Below are 18,345 nucleotides of genomic sequence, written 5' to 3'. Positions count from 1 at the left end.
GCCGCAGGCTAGCGCAAAGCGCCCGGCGGCTCGCCGGTGATGGCTGTCGGCCGCGCGTCCCGGAGGTGCTCGGCGGCTTCGGCGGCGGTGTGGGAGGAGGCGAAGGTGAAGGCGCGGGGAGAGGGGCCGTGGGCGCGCAGGTCCGCCAGGCGTTCCAGGGCCTCGGCGACGGTCGGGAGGTGGCCGGCGGGGATCCACCAGAGCGCCAGGTGCGCCTCGACGTGCCGGGCGAACCACTCGCGGCGCCGTCGCATCACCTCCAGGTGCCCGCTGCGGTAGGAGAAGTCCCACAGGGCCTCCTGGGACTCCCAGACCGACAGGTTGACGATGACGTTCTCGCCCGCCGGGCGCAGGCCGGTGGCGTCGGCCGCCCCCTCCCCCACGAGCCGCCACACGAAGCCGGGGGCCTCGTCGGCGGCGGCGTTGACCGGGTCGAGCAGGTCGACGAAGGGCTTGACGCGCGGGTCGTCGAGGGGGTGGAGGAGGGTGGCGACGTTGAGCTGGGCGAGGTGGACGGCGTGCGGGGAGGAGGTCATGGCCTCATCTCAGCACGCCCCGCTTTTCTATGTCAACGATCATTGTTTTTAGAGTCTTCGACCACCACGCAGCACTCCCCCGGCCGGGCGTCCATCCGGGCGCGCACCGGGCCGTCCGCGCCGAGCAGCCCTTCGAGGAGGGCGAGGTTCATGCCGCAGACGAGCGGCGGGAAGCGCTCGGCGACGGCGTGGAAGGGGCAGTTGCGCATGCGGACGACGCGCTCGCCCGTCCCCGTCTCCTCTTCGGCGCCCCCGACGGCTTCCAGGTGCGGTTCGTAGCCGCGGGCGGCCAGTACCTCCATGGCCTCCTCCAGCCCTCCGCAGGGGGCCGTCGGGCCGCGCAGGGCCTCGCCCCGGCGGTGCGCGGCCGCGCGGAGACCGGCGTCGAGGCCGGCCTGTTCGGCGGCCTCGGCGAGCAGTTCGGCGGCGGTGCGGTAGTCGCGCGCGGGCAGCGACACCGACCGCTCGGCACGCGCCCGCGTGTACACCTTGGCGGGGCGCCCCGCCCCCGGCCCCGAACGCCCCGTCAGACGGCGGCTGCCGCTGTCGAGGAGCCCCGCCTCGGTCAGCCTGTCCAGATGGTGCGCGGCGAGCGTGCGCGCCACCCCGGTCGCCTCTGCGGCCTCGTTGCGGCCGACCTCGCGCCCCTGGGCCGCCACGTACTCGTACAGACGGCGGCGTACCGGGTCCTGCAGCGCCGCGATCGCTTCGATGTCCTCCACGCGCCCATTCTAGAAACAACGCGGATGGGAGATAGAAGGGCGGGCGTACCGCGTGCGTCGCAGGCGCGCGGGTCCTGCCGCGCCGGGTGGAAGAACGGATCGTTCCGGGACGGGACGACCGCCTGCCCAGTATGTTTCCGAGGTCGGGTCACAGCAGGTGGCCGATGGAACTCCCCTTTCCCTCAGGGGTGTTCGCGGGGGACGAGGAGGGCGAGAGATGACGACCAGCGGAAGAGCCGGGGAGGAACCCACCAGCTACGGATTGCGGCCGCCGGTGCCGCCTCCGCGGGCCGGGGCCGCCGCCCCGAGTCCGGGGGTTTCCGGGGGTCCGGGGGAAGGGGAGGAGCGGGGCGAGCGACATGAACGGCGCGAGCGGGCGGCGGACGGTGCCGGGTCGTCCGGTGCGCCGCCGTCCCCGGAGGCCGGTGCCGGACGGCTGCTGGGCGGTCGCTACCGGCTGCTCGAACGCCTGGGCGCGGGCGGCATGGGCACGGTGTGGCGGGCCCGCGACGAGGTCGTGGACCGCGACGTGGCCGTCAAGGAGCCCCGCGTCCCGGAGCACTTCTCCGCCGCCGAGCGGAGCACCGCCCACCAGCGCATGCGGCGCGAGGCACGGGCGGCGGCCCGGATCGACCACCCCTCCGTGGTCACCCTCCACGACGTCGTGGTGGAAGACGACCGGCCGTGGATCGTGATGGAGCTCCTGCGGGGCAGGTCCCTGGCCGAGATCCTGGACGAGGGCACCCTGGAGCCCCGGGAGGCGGCGCGGATCGGACAGGCCGTCCTGGGCGCGCTCCACGCGGCCCACGAGGCCGGTGTCCTGCACCGGGACGTCAAACCGGGCAACGTGATGGTCTGCCGCCACGACCGGGTCGTCCTGACCGACTTCGGCATCGCCCAGGTCGAGGGCGAGCAGAAGCTCACCGAGACCGGGGCCTTCATCGGCTCCCCCGAGTACATCGCCCCCGAGCGCGTCCTGGGGCGGCGGCCGGGCCCGGAGTCCGACCTGTGGTCCCTCGGGATCACGCTCTACCAGGCGGTCGAGGGCGTCTCGCCCTTCCGCCGCCGGACCACCCCCTCCACGCTCCAGGCGATCCTCCTCGCCGAACTCCCCCCGCCCCAGCGCTCGCGGGAGATGACGGCGCTGATCACGGGCCTGCTGCGGAAGGAGCCCGAGAACCGTCTCACCGTCCAGGCCGCGCGGCCCCTGCTGAGCGCCCTCGTCGCTCCCCCGGCCCGGCCCGTGCCGGAGCGCACCCCCACCGTGGTGGTGGACGCGCCGCCGGACGAGCCGCCCGCCCCGCTGCCGGTGCGGCTGCTCCGGAGCCGTTACGGCGTCGGGGCCGCCGCGGCGGTCGTCCTGGCCCTGGTCGTCACCCTGGTGCTCCGGTTCACGGGCGACGGGCCGCCGGAGGGCTGGAAGGAGTACGACGAGTACCGGATGGGGCTGTCCGTCGCGGCCCCGGCCGACTGGACGATCACCGTCGAGGACGAGCTGGACAACGACGACGGGGCCTACCGCGGCACGCGTTACACCGCGCCCAAGGGGGACGTGTGGCTCTCCGTGGACCGGATGGAGAAGGCCACCGAGACCCCGCGGGCGATCGCCGAGCGGTGGAAGAGGGAGCACGAGTCGGCCTCCCCGCCGGTCGGCGGTGCCGCCAGCGTCGCCACCGTCGAGTCCACCACCCACCAGGGCCGTGACGCGGCGATCATCACCGAGGCCTACAGCCGGCAGGAGGACGAGGTCACGCGGCGGCTGTACAGGACCCTCATCGTCGTCACCTCCCGGCAGGAGCGCGTGACCCTGGGAGTGGACGTGCCCGACGGGAAGGGCGCGGCGAAGACCGCCGACGACCTGCTGGAGAAGGCCCGCTCCGCCTTCGAGATCCGCAACCCGTAGCGGCCGGGCGGCGCCCCTCCCGCGGTGCGCCGCCGTGCCGTCGTACGGGGGCGGGGCCGCGTGGCGTCGTACGGCGGTCACAGGCTCCTCAGGAGGTCGGCGAGGGGCCTCGGCACCCGCTCGGTGTCGAGGGCCTCCACCAGCAGGCGGCCGTAGCGGATCTTGCGGCCCTTCTTCGTGCCGAGGAAGCGCCGCAGCTGCCGCTGCCGGGAACGGCCGTGCTGTGCGGGCTGGTTCAGGAAGGTCTGCCAGGCCCGCAGGTCTCCCTCCGCCCGGACGACCTCCTCGGCCCGCTCCGGGCCCAGCGCGCGGACGAGTTCGTCCTCCAGGTCCGCCGCGCAGACGAAGAAGCCCCCGGACGGCGCCCCGGCCCGCTCCAGGCCCCGGGCGTAGAAGCCGCGCTCGCCCTCGTCGCACAGCCCGGTCAGGCGCAGGCCGAGGCCGGGCGGCCCGAGCAGCCCGGCGTAGCGGGCGACGTTCATCGCCCCGCCCATCGACACCACGCACACGCCTTCGGCGGCGAGGTCCCGGCCGTGCCGCGCGGCCAGCGCCTCCACGGCCGCGACGTCGCTCGGCCCCTCCAGGAGCACCGCCGTCCGCAGCCCCAGGGCCGCGGCCAGTCCCCTCGCCGTACCGCCGGAATCGCCGCGGCCGCCGGGACCGTTGGGGCCGCCGGCCGCCCAGCGGTCGATCTCGTCCCGGAACGCCTTCATGTCCGCCATGGGGCGAGTCTGCACGTCCGCCGGACGGTGCGGTACGGAATATCCCGGGGCGGGCCCGGGCAGTGGCTACGCCTCCCTGGGGATCAGGCGGCAGCGGGCCGGGCCCGCCGCCTGGAGGGTGATCGCGGAGGTGAGGGGGACCTCGGTGTCGACGGCCTCGAAGTCGTACCGCTGGAGGATCATCGCCAGGGCGATCACCGACTCCAGCATCGAGAAGTGCTGGCCGATGCAGGCGCGCGGGCCGCCGCCGAAGGGGAACCAGGCGTACCGGGGGCGGGCGGCCTCCGCCTCGGGGGTGAAGCGGTCGGGGTCGAAGCGCTCCGCGTCCTCCCAGTAGTCCGGGTGGCGGTGGGTGACCCAGGGGACCACGACGACGTCCGCGCCCGCCGGAATGGCGACGCCCCCGATCTCGGTGGCGGCGACGGCACGGCGGCCGATGGCCGGGGCGGCCGGGAAGAGGCGCATGGCCTCCTTGAGGACCCGGGTGACGTAGGGCAGCGCGTCGAGGTCGGCGGCGCCGGGGGTGCGGCCGGCGAGGACCCGGTCGACCTCCTCCTGGGCCCGCTTCCGCTCCTCCGGGTGGAGGGCGAGGAGGTGGAGGGCGAAGCCGAGGGAGGTGGCGGTGGTCTCGTGCCCGGCGAGCAGGAAGACGAGGACCTGCTCGCGCAGTTCGGTGGCGTCGAAGCTGCCGTCCTCGGCGCTCTCGGCCCCGATGAGGAGGGTGAGGAGGTCGTCCCCCTCGTCCGACGCCCGGCCCGAGGAGCGGCGTTCGGCGATGATGCGGTCGCAGACCTCGTACAGCGCCCGGTGGACGGTCGCGGCCCTGCGGTTGCCGGGGGTGGGCCAGTGGCGGGGGACGTTGAGGGGCGAGAAGCCTCGGCGCAGGACGTAGGCGCCGAGTTCGGGGAAGCTGCGTTCGACGATCCGCACGGCGGCGTCGACGTCCGTGCCGAAGAGGATGCGGGCGACGGCGCGCAGGGCGAGCCGGGCCATCTCCTGGAGGACGTCGACGGATTCGGCGCCGGCGTCCCGCCACTCCCCGGTGAGGGTGGCGACCTCGGCGGCGATGGCGGCGGCGTAGCCGTCGACGCGGCGGCGGGTGAAGAGGGGCTGGACGAGCCGCCGCTGGCGGAGGTAGTCCTCGTCCTGGCTGGTGAGGAGGCCGTTGCCGAAGGACTCGCGGACCTCCTGGTAGAAGGCGTTGTCCTTGCGGAAGTTGGCCGACTCCCCGGCGAGCACCTGCTGCGCGCCCTCGGCGGAGAAGACGCCGTAGACGGTGGCGCGGATGCCGGGCGGTCCCGCGATGATCCGCACGACGTCCCCGTGTTCGCGCCGGGCGCGCAGGAAGGTCGCCAGGGAGTCGTTCTTGAGGTCGAACATGGAGCCGAGCAGCGGGAGTCCCGCGAGCTCGGGCGCTTCGGTACCGGCGGTGACGGCCATGGACGGCTCCCCCTCGATCGTGGATTGCCGGTGATTCTCCCCCAGGAAGTGACTCACGGGTAGGTCCGGGCGAACAGCGGTTCGGGTCTGGCCCGTCGGCGCGAAAGGACCGTCTGTCAGTGGCGGCTGGGAAGCTCGTCCCATGGACCGAACCACGCCGTCGGAGCGCCCCGGGCGTTCCGGGCGCCCCGAGATGACCCTGCAGCTGACCATCGACTGCGCGGACCCCCAGCGGCTCGTGCCCTTCTGGCTGGAGGCCCTGCGGTACGTCCCCGATCCGCCGCCCGCCGGACACGCCACCTGGCGGGCGTACTGGGAGGCCGTCGGCGTGCCCGAGGAGGAGCTGGACGGGGACGCGGGGGAGCTCCCGGAGTCCATCGTGGACCCGGAGGGCACGGGCCCCCGGGTCTGGTTCCAGCGCGTCCCGGAGCCGAAGACGGTCAAGAACCGCGTCCACCTCGACCTCAAGGTCGGCGGCGGCCGCGACGTCCCGCTCGCGCTGCGCCGCGAGCGGGTGGACGGCGAGGTGGCACGCCTGACGGCGATCGGCGCGACCGTCCTGTACACGATGGACCGGCCGAACGGCATGGAGTACTACGCGGTGGTCCTCCAGGACCCGGAGGGCAACGAGTTCTGCCTCGTCTGACCGGACCGGGGCGGCCCTCGCGCCGGGTCCGGGGCGGGAGCGGGTCCGGGGCGGGAGCGCGGGCCAGTGGCGGGAGCGCGGGCCAGGGCCGGGAGCGCAGGCTCGGAGCGGGAGCGCGGGCCGTTTCGTACCCTGGCGGCATGCGTATGCGCCCCACTCTGAGCTGGACCCCCGTCGAGGGCCTGCCGCCGGGTACCACGGACCCGGGGCCGGTCGTCGACGCGCTGGGCGCCGGCGGTGTGCTGGTGCTCAGCGGGGCGGGCCTCTCCACCGAGTCGGGGATCCCCGACTACCGGGGCGAGGGCGGAAGCCTGAGCCGGCACACCCCGATGACCTACCAGGACTTCACCTCGAGCGCCCGGGCCCGGCGCCGCTACTGGGCGCGCAGCCACCTGGGCTGGCGCACCTTCGGCCGCGCCCGCCCCAACGCCGGGCACCGGTCCGTGGCCGCCTTCGGGCGGCACGGCCTGCTCTCGGGGGTGATCACCCAGAACGTCGACGGTCTGCACCAGGCCGGCGGCAGCGAGGGCGTCGTGGAGCTCCACGGGAGCCTGGACCGGGTCGTCTGCCTCTCCTGCGGCACCTTCAGCGCGCGCCGCGACCTCGCCCGGCGGCTGGAGGAGGCCAATCCCGGCTTCGCGCCGGTGGCGGCCGGGATCAATCCGGACGGCGACGCCGACCTCACCGACGAACAGGTCGGGGACTTCCGCGTGGTGCCCTGCGCGGTCTGCGGCGGCGTCCTCAAACCGGACGTGGTGTTCTTCGGCGAGGCCGTCCCGCCGGCGCGGGTGGAGCACTGCCGCGAGCTGGTCCGCGGGGCGACCTCGCTGCTGGTCCTGGGCTCCTCCCTGACGGTGATGTCCGGGCTCCGGTTCGTCCGCCAGGCGGCCCAGGCCGGAAAGCCGGTGCTGATCGTCAACCGGGACCCGACCCGGGGCGACCGACACGCCGTCACCCGCGTCGCGCTACCCCTGGGAGCCACCCTCACCACCGTGGCCGCGCACCTGGGCATCCCCGTCGGCGACCGGGCCGGGAGCTGAGGGGCGCGGCGCGTACGGGGCGCGGAGAGCGGCCGGTCCGGCGTACGGATGCTCACAAGGAGTTCAGCTCCGGTCCCCCTCCCCGTCGACGACGGTGCTCAATACTCGCGAGTAGTCCGATCGTCGTCCGGGGGAGAACCAGCCGTGAAGATCCGTCCGCAGTACGCCGTCCCGCTCGCCGTCTCCGCCGTCCTCCTCACCGCCTGCTCCGAGTCCGCGCGGGAGCTCGGGTACGGGGAGAAGGCCACCGGCGAGGACATCGACGTGACGGTGCTGCGCGTGGAGGCGGGGACCCCCGAGGACCTGGCCGCGCTGGAGGACGCCTCCCGGTACGCCGGGCGGACGCCGTACTACCTCCACTACCGCGTCACCAAGAACAAGGACGGCGCCGTGAAGAGCCCCGGCTTCGACGTCGGCGACGGCAAGAAGCGGCTCACCCGCCTGAACATCATGCCCGGCTTCCCCACCCCCACCGTCGGCCCGGACGGCGAGTTCACCTACGCCGACCCGCCGAAGTTCGACAAGTGCACCGACGACGACTCCTCCGAGGAGTTCGAGAAGGCCGCCAAGGGGGCGAGTTACGAGGCCTGCTCCATCTACCTCACCGACGAGGGCGACGGCGCGGCGCCCTCCGAGGTGAAGTGGGTCGAGGGCGACCGCCGCGAGGAGAAGGACATCGCCGTCTGGAAGTGACCGGGCCGCGCCCCGGGTCGGTTGGCGCGGCAGGTCAGTTCACGCGGCGGGTCAGTTCACGCGGCGGGCGGCCCAGACGGTGCGCTCGGTGCGTACGGCGAGGTCGTCGCGGCGCAGGATGCTGTGGGGCCCGTCGGTGTCGAGCAGCCGGTCGAGGGCGGCGAGGTCCTCGGGCGGGAGCGCGTCGGCGACGCCGTGGCGGATGCGCCGCAGACCGCCGAGGGCGTACGCGCCGACCCGGTCGTCACGGGAGGCCTCGACGGTCGCGGTGATCGTGCGTTCGTCGGCGAGGACGAACCCGGCGCCGGTCAGCATCGGCCCCCAGTCGGCGCCGCGGTGGGGCACGCGTCCGGCGTGGCGGTGGTCGCTCGCGGCGTGGCAGCGCTCCTCCAGGCCGGGCCGGTCCTCCGGGGCGTCCTCGGGGAGGAAGCGGGGGAAGCCGGCCTGCTCGACCACCGTGAGCAGCCCGTCGGGGGCGAGGAGGTCGTGGACCTGACGCAGGGCGCGGTCGGGGTGGAGCATGTGGTGCAGGGAGGCCGAGGCCCACACCAGGTCCGGGGTGCCGAGGTCGGGCCAGTCGGCCCGGTCGAGGTCGGCCTGCACGGTCCGTACGCGCCCCTCCAGGCCCCGGGCGCACGCCTTCTCCCGCAGCCGCTGGAGGTGCCCGGCCGAGGAGTCGACCGCGGTGACGCGGGCTTCGGGGAAGTGGTCGAGGAGGAGGAAGGTGCCCGCTCCCGTGCCGCAGCCCAGGTCCACGATCTCGCGCGGGGGCGTCCGGACGGGCAGCCGGGAGACGAGGGCGGCGAAGTGCTCGGCGAGGATCTCCGCGTCCAGGTCGAGGAGGTCCGCCTGGTCGTTCACCTCGTGGGAGTGCGCGGAGGAAGGGGTGTGGGCGGGGGAAGGGGCATGCGCGTGTGCGTGTCCGTGTGCGTGGGTCATGTCTTCACGCTAGGGCGCCCATGCTTCTACGGCACGGCTTCATGCCGGTTACGCAAGAAGGTCACCCCGTCCGCTGCCCGAGGCGCAAGAAGCACCCTCCCGCCGCACCTCACCGGCCGGGCGGCGCCTGCGCGTCGCGGTCGCCGTCGTCGCGCTGGTGACCGCGACGGGCGTCGCGGTCGAAGACGCCCAGGATCTTGCACGGCCCCCCTTCCGCTCCGATCGCGTGCGGCATCATCGTCGGGAACTCCGCGGCCTGGTTGGTCTCGACGCGGAAGCGGCGGTGCCCCAGCACGAGGGTCGCGGTGCCGGACAGGACGACGAGCCATTCCCGTCCCGGGTGGGCGCGCATGCCGGAGGGGTGGTCCGGCGGCGGCTCGGTCATGCGCCGGCGCACGACGGTCATGCCCGGGTCGCCCTTGATCGGCCAGCGCATCGCCCCGTGCGCGCCGTCGATCATCGGGCTGACGACGACGTCGTCGGCGGCGGTCTCCACGAGCTGGTCGAGCGTGGTGTCCAGGGCGCGGGCGAGGACGACCAGTTGGTCGAGGGCCAGGCGGCGCCGGCCGTTCTCGATGCGACTGAGGGAGGACTGGCTGATCCGGGCGCGCGTGGCCAGCTCCTCCAGGGACCAGCCCTGCGCCACCCGCAGGGCGCGGATCCGCTTGCGTACCAGACCGTCCAGATCCTCGTCCTCTTGCTGCATGAGCAGCACTTTATGCGTTCATCGCAAAGTGCGGCCGGTACTCCGTCCGTCCGTCACGGCTCCGGGGTGCCGGAGCGGCGCTGGTCGCTCTCCTCGCGGAGGGCCGCGGTGCGGTGGGCGAGGGTGCCGACGCGTTCGGCCAGGTCCGGGTGGAAGGGGGCCAGGTGGCGGTGGGTGCGGGCGAGGGGCTCCAGGAGCAGGGCCGGGTCGTCGTCCGCGAGGGCCGCGCCGAGGTCGTGCCGGAGGGCGGCGGGGAGGGTGTCGAGGGCGGTGATCTGGCCGGCGAGGCGGCGCAGGTCGGCCGCGTTGCCCCGGGCCCAGGTGGTGACGCTGCGGTCGGCGGCCCGGCGGTCGCGGGTGGCCTGGACGCGCTGCTCCCCGGTGCTGCCGGGACGGCCGGGACGCACGCGTAGATAGCGGCGCTCGGCAGCCTGCCGGCTGGTGACGCCGAGAGGGTGGGCCAGGTCGGCCCAGCTGGCGCCCGCGTCCCGCGCGGCCTCGATGAGGCCGGGCTCCCAGCCGGCGAGCTGCTCGCGGAGTTCGCGCAGGAGGAGGAGGGCGGCGAGCGCCTCCTCGGAGGAGGTGCCCGCAGGGACGCTCGGAGCGGCCGGGGCGCCTGGGGGGTCCGAGGGGGTCGCGGACCGGGCCTTCCGCACGGTCTCGCCCATCGCGGCGAGGGCCGTGAAGGCCGCGTGGAAGCTGACGGGAAGGTCGGCTTCCGCCATGGGATCACATCCTCTCTCTCCGCTTGTCATCCGTCCGTTGACGGTAGAGTTGTCGTCCATCCGTTGACATGTTACAACGGTGTCAGGTGAAGCGCATTGGCAGTCACTGCCCGATCCGATGGAGGTGTTTCGCGATGTTGATGCGCACCGACCCGTTCCGCGAGCTCGACCGCCTCACGCAGCAGATGCTGGGCACGACCGGCACGTGGTCCCGTCCTTCCGCGGTCCCGATGGACGCCTACCGCGAGGGCGATGCGTATGTGATCGTCATGGATCTGCCCGGGGTGTCGACCGACGCGATCGACATCGACGTCGAGCGGAACATGTTGACGGTCAAGGCCGAGCGGCGGCCCGTCGCCAAGGCCGACGACGTCCAGATGGAACTGTCCGAGCGGCCCCTCGGCGTCTTCTCCCGGCAGCTGATGCTGGCCGACACCCTGGACACGGAGAAGATCACGGCCGACTACGAGGCGGGCGTCCTCACCCTGCGGATCCCGATCGCCGAGCGCGCGAAGCCCCGCAAGATCGCGATCGGTCGCGGCGACGGCCGCAGGCAGATCAGCGGCTAGCCGCCACGGGGTGGGGCGGAAGCCCGCCCCACCCCCTCCCCCGCTCACCGTCACCCAGCCTCCCCACCGAAGGAAGGGGCCGTGATGAGACCGCGATGGCACGCGTTCCTCGACCGGGTCGCGGAGCGCGGCGACTACGACACGCCCCAGGAGGCCGAACGGGCCGCTCGCGTCGTCCTGGCGCTGCTCGGCGCCCATCTGGTCGGCGACGTGCGGACCGCGCTCGCCGCCCGCCTCCCGGAGACCTTCGCCGTCGTCCTGCTCAACCCCCTCCAGGCCGCCGAACCGCTCACACCGGAACGCTTCGTGCGTGCGACGGCCGCCTGGATCGAGGGCGCCACCGAGCGGACCGCGGCCTGGGACGTCAGCGCCGTCCTCAGCGTCGTCGCCGACGCCGCCGGGGAGGACCTCACCGGCCGGATGCTCCTGCAGCTCCCGCCCGGCTACGACCTCCTCTTCGGCCGGCCCGACCTCTCCCGGTGACCCCGGGACCCGCCCCGCAGGCCCCGGCACCCTTCCCGGTGTGCCCGACCCCTCCCACCCGTCGAAACCCGTCCACCGCGCCCGGCCCGACCGGCCGGGCCCGAAGAGAAACGGCGATACGCACGACCATGACCCTCCGGACCGAGACGACCACCCCCGCCACCGCCCCGGCGACCCCCATGGCCCCCGCGACCTCCGCGACCTCCGCGACCTCCGCGACCGAGTCCGTACCGGCTCGCGGCGGCGCGTCCTACTCCGGCCTGCTCGAACAGGTCCGCTACGAAGGTGCCTACCCCACCCGCGAGCGGGCCGAGGAGTCCGTACGCTCCGTGCTCGCGGCCCTGGGGCGGCAGCTCGTCGGTGACGAGCGGGTCGACCTCGCCGCCCGCCTCCCCGTCGAGGCGGCCCTGGTCTTCACCGCCCAGGTGCCCGCCACCACGCCGCTCACCGGCTGGGAGTTCGTCAAGGACCTCGCCCGGCGCACCGGCGGCAGCCCCGCCACCACCCGCTGGGACGTCGGCGCCGTCCTCGCCCCCGTCGCCCGGCTGGCCGGACCCGAGCTCGTCGACCGCGTCGTCGGCCAACTCCCCTCCGGCTACGCCCTCCTCTTCGGCCGGGCCGAACTCGTTGCGCCGCGGCGCACCGCCCGGCCCTTCGCGGACCGGGAAGCCGCGTAGGGGTTTCCGCCGGGAACGTCACCCGAACGAGGGGTGTGGCCTTCCTGCCCCGTTCCGCTGGAGCCGACCGGGTAAGTATGATCAAGCGATGTCTGATATGACCGAGACCACGCCCGGCTGGCTGTCCACGGACGAACTGGAGATGGCCAGGGGCCACATGCCCATCCTGTACGTCGAGGCCGTGCCCGTGCGCGTGGACGACAGCGGCGAAGTCACCAGCGTCGGGCTGCTCCTGCGCATCGGCGCGGACGGGACGATCAGCCGCACCCTGGTGTCCGGCCGTGTCATGCACCACGAGCGGGTCCGGGACGCACTGCTGCGCCACCTGGAGAAGGACCTCGGCCCCGTGGCCCTGCCCCGGGTCCCCGCGTCCCTGCAGCCCTTCACCGTCGCCGAGTACTTCCCCACGGCGGGCATCACCCCGTACCACGACCCCCGTCAGCACGCGGTGTCCCTCGCCTACATCGTGCCGGTGACCGGCGACTGCCGGCCCCGTCAGGACGCCCTCGACCTCGTCTGGTTCAGCCCCCAGGAGGCGGCCTCCCCCGCCGTGCAGAACGAGATGCCGGGCGGTCGGGGAGCGCTCCTGAAGCAGGCCCTCGCGCACGTCGGCCACACCTACTGAGACCGCGCCGGGGCGGGCGCCCTGCGTGGCGCCGTCCCGGCGGCGGTCCCGCGTGCTTACGGTGCCCGCATGACGACAGAACCCGAAGGGGACAGGGCCGAATCGGCCGACGTCCGTGCGGCCCGCGCCGCCATCGAGGCCCATCTGAACCGTACGGCCCCGGCCCCGGAGCGGGAGCCGCACGCCGCCGGCTCCTCCGCCTCCCGGGAGGAGCGGGGCGGCCGTCGCATCGACGACGCGACGGCGGAGCGCATCGCCCGCGAGGCCTGGGACGCGGTCCTCGCGGCCACACCGCCCCCGCCCGACCCCGGCACCGACCCGGCTCCCGCACGGGGCGCCCGGGAGCCGGCGGAAGTCACCGAACTCCGCGCGCGGGCGATCGCCGTCACCCGCGGCCTGCGAGAACTCGGCCACCACCTCGACGAGACGCTCCTGCCCGGCCCCGACATGGCCGCCGGTTAGCCCCGGATCCGGTACCCCGCGGACCGGTCCCGTAGGCGCCGGGCGATGAGTTCCCGCCGTTCCCACGGTCTCCACTGTCGGATCGTCGTGACCGACCGAGGAGGAGCCGTGGTGGACGACGTCTGGGCGATGGTGCACGCGGAACGGGCCGCGCTCGCCGGGGACCTCGCGCGGATCGACGGGGAGCAGTGGGACGCGCCGTCGCTCTGCGCCGGATGGAACGTGCACGACGTGGTCGCCCACCTGGTCGACACGGCCCGTACGACGCGCCCGGGGTTCGTGGTCGGTCTCGCCCGGGCGCGGTTCGACTTCGACCGCCAGAACGCCGCGGGAGTGGCCCGGGAGCGCGGCGCCACGCCCGGGGAGACGCTGGAGCGGCTGCGCCGGGTGGCGTCACGCCGGTCGACGCCGCCGGCACCCCTCGACAGCCGGCTCGTCGAGGAGGTCGTCCACGGCGAGGACATCCGCCGCCCCTTGGGGCTCACCCGCCCCTGTCCGCTTCCGGCCGTCGTCCGGGCGCTGCGCCTGCAGGCGCGGACACCGGCGTCGTTCGGCGGGGCCAGGGGGCTGCTGGCCCGTGTCCGGTTCTCCGCGACCGACGCCGACGTGGGCCTCGGCGCGGGGCCGGAGGCCGCCGGGCCCGCTCTCTCCCTGCTCCTGGCCGCCTGCGGGCGGGAGGCGGCGCTCGACGACCTGGCCGGACCGGGCGTCGCCGTGCTGCGGGCGGCCCCCTGACTCCGGCGGTCGCAGAACCTTCACACGAACCGTCGCGCGTCGGACGCGGATCCGGGCACCCGCACGGGGAGCGAGGAAACGCGGTTCGGCGAGGCCGACGCGTTCGACGAGGAGGAAATGTGCCGTGGTGACGATCGCCGTTCTCCTGCTGCCCCTGCTGGGACTGCTCCTGTTCCTCATGGACCGGGTCGAGGACCGGGTGACGAGTCCGCCGAAGGCCTCGCGCCACGCGGGCCGGCGCCATCTCCGGCTGGTGACGGACCCCGGCCGGACGTCCTCGGACCGCCGTCCGGCACGGCACCGGTCGGCCCGGGGCGGGCACGCGCGCGAGGACGGGCCGGGCACGGACGCCGGGCGCGCCGACGCCGCCTGACGACGTGGGCTTATACGTCCCGAGCGGGGGCACCCGCAGGGGCATGGCCACATCTCACCATGCAGGAGACGAAGAGCGCGGCGGCGAGACCGGGGCGCGGGAGGCGCCGACGCCCGAGGAGGTCGGGCCGGGGCCCGAGGTGGAGCGGCGCGCGCCGGACGCCCCGACCGACCTGAAGGGCCGGTCCTGGCTGGGGATCCTCAAGGGCTCGGTGCGGGAGTTCAAGGACGACGAGCTGACGGACCGGGCGGCGGCCCTCACGTACTACGGCATCCTCGCCCTCTTCCCCGCGATCCTGGTGCTCCTGTCGCTGCTCGGCATCAGCGGCAAGTCGACCACCGACCGGGTGATGGAGAACCTGCGGCAGCTCACCCCCGGTCCGGCCCGCGACATCCTGAACAACGCCGTGGAGCAGCTCCAGGGCCAGGCGGGCACGGGTTCCGTCATGGCGATCGTCGGCGTGGTGCTCGCCCTCTGGTCGGCATCGGGCTACGTCGGGGCGTTCATCAGGGCGGCCAACCAGGTGTACGACATCCCCGAGGGCCGCCCGGTGTGGAAGCTCCTTCCCGTACGGGTCGGGATGACGGCCGTCCTGATGGTCCTCGCGGTGGTCAGCGCCCTGATCGTCGTGTTCACCGGCACCCTGGCGCGCCAGGCCGGGACCGCGCTCGGTGTCGGCGACACCGCGCTGACGGTGTGGTCGATCGCCAAGTGGCCGGTCCTGGTCCTGCTGGTGTCCGCCATGATCGCGCTGCTGTACGGGGCCAGCCCCAACGCCAAGGTCAAGGGGTGGAAGTGGATCACCCCGGGCAGTTTCCTGGCCCTGCTGATCTGGATGCTCGCCTCCGCCGGGTTCGCGCTGTACGTCGGCCAGTTCGCCTCGTACAACAAGACGTACGGCACGATGGCCGGCGTCATCGTCTTCCTGGTCTGGCTGTGGATCAGCAACCTGGCCCTGCTCCTGGGCCTGGAGTTCGACGCGGAGGCGGTGCGGCAGCGGGCCGTGCTCGGCGGGATGCCGCCGGACCGCGAGCCGTACACGGAGCCGCGGGACACGCGCGCGTGGGACGAGGAGGACGTGCGGCGGTTCGAGGGGACCGATCGGGAGCGGGACGCCGGGGAGCGGCGGGGGCCGTCCGGTGACGCGCCGGGAAAGCGGGCGTAGAAGCGGGCCCGGTCCCGCTCCGATGGACCACCCCGGGTGCATGAACCCTCCGGAACAGGTCAGATGCCACGCATGAGAACACGAGAGCGCGGGCCCGCGCCCGGCACCGTCGTCGTGGTCACGGGCGCGTCGAGCGGGATCGGGCGCGCCGTGGCGCGGGCGTTCGCCGCGCGCGGCGCGCGCCTGGCCGTCACCGCCCGCAGCGCGGACGCCCTGGACGAGGTGGTGCGGGAGTGCGCGGCCGCCCATGACCGGGCCGAGGCGGTGGCCGTCCCCGCCGACGTCACGGACGCGGCCGCGACGGCCCGGGTCGCGGAGGCGGCCCTCGCCCGGTACGGCCGGATCGACGTCTGGGTGAACGCGGCGGGGGTCGGCGTCCTGGGCCGCCTCGACCAGGTCCCGCCGGACGACGTGCGGCGCCTGTGGGAGGTCAACGTCCTGGGCGTGTTCCACGGGGTGCAGGCCGCGCTCCCCGCGATGCGCCGCCGGGGCCGGGGCGTGGTCGTCAACGTCTCGTCCCTGCTCGGGGGCGCCGTCGAGGCGCCCTACCAGGGCCCCTACGCGGCTTCGAAGGCCGCCCTGATCACCCTGGACGAGGTGCTGCGCCAGGAGCTGGCGCTCTCCGGAGACCACGGGATCGCCGTGTGCACCCTCCTGCCGACCGGTGTCGACACCCCGTTCTTCCAGCACGCGGCCAACCGCACCGGCCGCCGCGTCCGGTCCCTGCCGGCCGTCGCCACTCCCGAGCGGGTGGCGACGGCCGTCGTGCGCGCGGCGGTCCGCCCCCGGCGGCGCGTGGCCGTCGGGCCGGGCGCGCGGCTCCTTCCGGCCGCCCACGCCCTGGCGCCCGACCTGGTGCGGCGCGTGATCCGGCGGCGTACCGAGAGCGCGTACTTCGGCGCCCCGGGCACGGCCCCGGACACCGCCGGCATCCTCCACGAACCGTCCGGGGACACGGCGGCGGTGTCCGGCGGGCGGCACGGGCGGCTCCGTACGGCGGGCCGGCGGGCCGCCGGGCCGCCGCCCTGGCCGTCGGGGCCGGCGCGGTGGCCGGCGTCCTCCGGGTCCGCTCCCGACGTCCTTCCCCGCTCCCCTCCTGCCCCTCCCCCTGACTCCCCCGTCTTCCCTCCTGAGGAGATCGCAGCCATGGCACAGTGGAACCGTCTCGTCGAGGCCCCGCCCGAGGACGTCTGGTCGGTCCTGAGCGACGGCCGGCTGTACTCGCGGTTCGTGACCGGCACCCACGACACGTGGGAGGAGGACGGGGAGTGGCCCGCCCCGGGCGCGGAGCTGGGGTACGTGCTGAAGCTCGGGCCGAAGTCGTACCGGGGCCGCACCACCTCCCGGATCTGCGAACCGGGCCGCCGCCTCGAACTGGAGGCGAAGACCGACCTGGGCACCGCCCGCATCGCCTTCCGACTCGAACCGTGGGGCGACGGCACCCTCGTCGTCGTCGACGAGCACCCCCTGCGGGGCCCGGCGGCCCGCTGGCACAACACGGCCGTCGACGTGCTGACGCGCTGGCGGCACCGCAGCATGCTGGCGCGCCTGGAGGAGGTCGCCACCTCCCGGGAGGGCCGGGAGCGGGGAGCGCGGACGTGACGGCGCCCGACGCCGTGGTCGTCGGCGCCGGACCCAACGGCCTGGTGGCGGCCAACCTCCTCGCCGACGCCGGATGGCACGTCGTCGTCCTGGAGGCCATGGACGAGCCGGGCGGGGCCGTGCGCAGCGACCGGGGCGTCCACCCCGACTACGTCCACGACACCTTCAGCGCCTTCTACCCGCTCGCCGCCGCGTCGCCGGTGATCCGGGACCTCGGGCTCGACCGGTACGGGCTGCGCTGGAGCCACGCCCCCGCCGTCGTGGCCCATCCGCTCGCCGACGGGCGCTGCGCGGTCCTCGACCGCGACGTCCGGAAGACCGCCGCGTCGGCGGCCGGTTTCGCCGCCGGCGACGGCGCGGCCTGGGAGCGGCTGCACCGGCTCTGGCGCGGTGTCGCCGACGACCTGATCGGGTGCCTGTTCACCCCGTTCCCGCCGGTACGGGCGGGGGCGCGGCTCCTCGCCCGCACCGGGCCGGGCGACGCGCTGCGGCTGCTGCGCACGATGCTCCTGCCCGCGCGGCGCTTCGGCGAGGAGAACTTCGCGGGCGAGGGCGGGAAACTGCTGATCGCCGGGAACGCGCTCCACGCCGACCTGGGCCCCGAGTCGGCCCTCGGCGGCGGTTTCGGCTGGCTCATGAGCATGCTCGGGCAGGACCACGGCTTCCCCGTGCCCGTCGGCGGGGCGGGCAGGCTCACCGACGCGCTCGTGGCGCGGCTGCTCGCCCGGGGCGGCGAACTGCGCTGCGGCCACCCCGTGGCCCGGGTGGTGGTCCGGGGCGGCCGGGCGGTCGCCGTCCGCACCGAGGACGGCACCGAGGTCCCGGTACGGCGGGCGGTCCTCGCCGACGTCCCGGCGCCCCTGCTGTACGGGCGCCTCGTCGGCGAGGAGCACCTGCCGCCACGGCTCCGCGCCGATCTGCGCCGCTTCCAGTGGGACTTCTCCACGGTGAAGGTGGACTGGGCGCTCGACCGCCCGATCCCCTGGACCTCGGAGGGCGCGCGCCAAGCCGGGACCGTGCACGTCGCCGAGGGCATGGACGCGCTCACCCGCTTCGCCGGGCAGATCGCCATGCGGCAGGTGCCGGAGGTGCCGTTCACCGTGCTCGGGCAGATGACCACGGCGGACCCGACCCGCTCCCCCGCCGGTACGGAATCGGCGTGGGGCTACACGCACGTCCCGCAGCACATCCGGTCCGACGCCGGGCCGGACGGCATCCGGGGGCGCTGGGACGAGCGCGAGAAGGAGGCGATCGCCGACCGCGTGGAGGCGGGCATCGAGCGCCTTGCGCCCGGGTTCCGCGCCACCGTCCGCGCCCGGCGGGTCCTGGCGCCGCCCGACCTGGAACGGCTCAACCCGGCCCTGGTGGGCGGGGCCGTCAACCAGGGCACCACCAATCTGCACCAGCAGCTGGTCTTCCGTCCCGTGCCGGGCACCGGACGGCCGCGCACCCCGATCAAGGGCCTCTACCTCGCCTCCGCCACGGCGCATCCGGGCGGCGGGGTCCACGGGGCTCCGGGCGCCAACGCGGCCCGCGCCGCCCTCAGGGGCCCGCACCTCCCCCGGCGGCGCCGCTGAGGCGG

The 18,345-nt window shown here is 74.8% G+C and carries 21 protein-coding genes; 14 read left to right on the top strand and 7 right to left on the bottom strand.

Going from position 1 to position 18,345, the window contains the following annotated elements:
• Positions 1–8: 8 nt before the first annotated feature.
• Both CP977_RS33005 and CP977_RS33000 read right to left on the bottom strand, forming a co-directional pair.
• Positions 9–536, bottom strand: coding sequence for a DUF3291 domain-containing protein (locus CP977_RS33005; protein ID WP_152371385.1), 528 nt, complete (start codon positions 534–536; stop codon positions 9–11).
• Between the two features lie 32 nt (positions 537–568).
• Positions 569–1,258 carry a helix-turn-helix transcriptional regulator gene (locus tag CP977_RS33000; protein WP_062760179.1) on the bottom strand — a complete coding sequence of 230 codons (690 nt, stop codon included), beginning with the start codon at positions 1,256–1,258 and terminating at the stop codon, positions 569–571.
• A gap of 217 nt (positions 1,259–1,475) precedes the next feature.
• On the opposite strand from CP977_RS33000, the gene CP977_RS32995 reads away from it, so the two are divergent.
• A complete protein-coding gene (locus CP977_RS32995) occupies positions 1,476–3,161 on the top strand; it encodes a serine/threonine-protein kinase (protein WP_079131530.1) in 1,686 nt (561 codons plus the stop codon).
• 77 nt (positions 3,162–3,238) lie between these two features.
• Here the strand turns inward: CP977_RS32995 and CP977_RS32990 are convergent, their stop codons facing one another.
• Together CP977_RS32990 and CP977_RS32985 are read right to left on the bottom strand one after the other, a co-directional pair.
• Positions 3,239–3,883: a TOPRIM nucleotidyl transferase/hydrolase domain-containing protein gene (locus tag CP977_RS32990; protein WP_062760177.1), complete on the bottom strand. Its 645-nt coding sequence runs from the start codon at positions 3,881–3,883 to the stop codon at positions 3,239–3,241.
• 66 nt (positions 3,884–3,949) lie between these two features.
• On the bottom strand, positions 3,950–5,323 hold the full coding sequence (locus CP977_RS32985) for a cytochrome P450 (protein WP_109184825.1): 1,374 nt from the start codon (positions 5,321–5,323) through the stop codon (positions 3,950–3,952).
• Between the two features lie 142 nt (positions 5,324–5,465).
• Here CP977_RS32985 and CP977_RS32980 point away from each other — a divergent pair, with 142 nt between their 5' ends.
• The 3 genes from CP977_RS32980 to CP977_RS32970 all read left to right on the top strand — a co-directional run bounded on the left by CP977_RS32980 (position 5,466) and on the right by CP977_RS32970 (position 7,702).
• Positions 5,466–5,969, top strand: coding sequence for a VOC family protein (locus tag CP977_RS32980; RefSeq protein ID WP_062760175.1), 504 nt, complete (start codon positions 5,466–5,468; stop codon positions 5,967–5,969).
• Positions 5,970–6,109: 140 nt separating this feature from the next.
• Positions 6,110–7,009, top strand: coding sequence for an NAD-dependent protein deacetylase (locus CP977_RS32975; protein WP_152371384.1), 900 nt, complete (start codon positions 6,110–6,112; stop codon positions 7,007–7,009).
• Positions 7,010–7,153: 144 nt separating this feature from the next.
• Positions 7,154–7,702: a hypothetical protein gene (locus CP977_RS32970; RefSeq protein WP_062760173.1), complete on the top strand. Its 549-nt coding sequence runs from the start codon at positions 7,154–7,156 to the stop codon at positions 7,700–7,702.
• A gap of 51 nt (positions 7,703–7,753) precedes the next feature.
• Here CP977_RS32970 and CP977_RS32965 read toward each other — a convergent pair whose 3' ends face one another.
• The 3 genes from CP977_RS32965 to CP977_RS32955 all read right to left on the bottom strand — a co-directional run bounded on the left by CP977_RS32965 (position 7,754) and on the right by CP977_RS32955 (position 10,072).
• Complete coding sequence (locus CP977_RS32965; protein ID WP_152371383.1) at positions 7,754–8,641, bottom strand: class I SAM-dependent methyltransferase; 888 nt, start codon at positions 8,639–8,641, stop codon at positions 7,754–7,756.
• A 109-nt stretch (positions 8,642–8,750) separates the two neighbouring features.
• Positions 8,751–9,347 (bottom strand): helix-turn-helix domain-containing protein, encoded by a 597-nt coding sequence (locus CP977_RS32960; RefSeq protein WP_183953390.1) that lies wholly within the window; start codon positions 9,345–9,347, stop codon positions 8,751–8,753.
• A 53-nt stretch (positions 9,348–9,400) separates the two neighbouring features.
• On the bottom strand, positions 9,401–10,072 hold the full coding sequence (locus CP977_RS32955; RefSeq protein WP_063915278.1) for a hypothetical protein: 672 nt from the start codon (positions 10,070–10,072) through the stop codon (positions 9,401–9,403).
• Positions 10,073–10,206: 134 nt separating this feature from the next.
• On the opposite strand from CP977_RS32955, the gene CP977_RS32950 reads away from it, so the two are divergent.
• The 10 genes from CP977_RS32950 (at position 10,207) to CP977_RS32905 (ending at position 18,340) form a co-directional block, all read left to right on the top strand.
• On the top strand, positions 10,207–10,641 hold the full coding sequence (locus tag CP977_RS32950) for an Hsp20/alpha crystallin family protein (protein ID WP_062760170.1): 435 nt from the start codon (positions 10,207–10,209) through the stop codon (positions 10,639–10,641).
• An 84-nt stretch (positions 10,642–10,725) separates the two neighbouring features.
• On the top strand, positions 10,726–11,124 hold the full coding sequence (locus tag CP977_RS32945) for a DUF2267 domain-containing protein (protein ID WP_062760169.1): 399 nt from the start codon (positions 10,726–10,728) through the stop codon (positions 11,122–11,124).
• Between the two features lie 179 nt (positions 11,125–11,303).
• Entirely contained in the window at positions 11,304–11,801 is a 498-nt protein-coding gene (locus tag CP977_RS32940; RefSeq protein ID WP_152371706.1) for a DUF2267 domain-containing protein, read from the top strand.
• A 97-nt stretch (positions 11,802–11,898) separates the two neighbouring features.
• The gene (locus CP977_RS32935; protein WP_062760168.1) at positions 11,899–12,426 is read left to right on the top strand and encodes an NUDIX hydrolase family protein; all 528 of its coding nucleotides are present in this window, start codon (positions 11,899–11,901) and stop codon (positions 12,424–12,426) included.
• Positions 12,427–12,495: 69 nt separating this feature from the next.
• Positions 12,496–12,888 (top strand): hypothetical protein, encoded by a 393-nt coding sequence (locus tag CP977_RS32930; protein ID WP_062760167.1) that lies wholly within the window; start codon positions 12,496–12,498, stop codon positions 12,886–12,888.
• A gap of 129 nt (positions 12,889–13,017) precedes the next feature.
• Positions 13,018–13,623 (top strand): maleylpyruvate isomerase family mycothiol-dependent enzyme, encoded by a 606-nt coding sequence (locus CP977_RS32925; protein WP_229991482.1) that lies wholly within the window; start codon positions 13,018–13,020, stop codon positions 13,621–13,623.
• A 127-nt stretch (positions 13,624–13,750) separates the two neighbouring features.
• Positions 13,751–13,996, top strand: a complete 246-nt coding sequence (locus CP977_RS32920; protein WP_152371381.1) for a hypothetical protein — start codon at positions 13,751–13,753, stop codon at positions 13,994–13,996.
• 43 nt (positions 13,997–14,039) lie between these two features.
• Entirely contained in the window at positions 14,040–15,161 is a 1,122-nt protein-coding gene (locus CP977_RS32915; protein ID WP_062760166.1) for a YihY/virulence factor BrkB family protein, read from the top strand.
• A 72-nt stretch (positions 15,162–15,233) separates the two neighbouring features.
• The gene (locus tag CP977_RS32910; protein ID WP_167309021.1) at positions 15,234–16,763 is read left to right on the top strand and encodes an SDR family NAD(P)-dependent oxidoreductase; all 1,530 of its coding nucleotides are present in this window, start codon (positions 15,234–15,236) and stop codon (positions 16,761–16,763) included.
• Complete coding sequence (locus CP977_RS32905; RefSeq protein WP_062760163.1) at positions 16,760–18,340, top strand: phytoene desaturase family protein; 1,581 nt, start codon at positions 16,760–16,762, stop codon at positions 18,338–18,340. Before CP977_RS32910 ends, CP977_RS32905 begins: the two co-directional genes overlap by 4 nt.
• Positions 18,341–18,345: the final 5 nt, after the last annotated feature.

The sequence above is a fragment of the Streptomyces cinereoruber genome, from assembly GCF_009299385.1.
GTDB lineage: Bacteria > Actinomycetota > Actinomycetes > Streptomycetales > Streptomycetaceae > Streptomyces > Streptomyces bikiniensis.
This window is presented reverse-complemented; position numbering and strand designations above follow the sequence as displayed.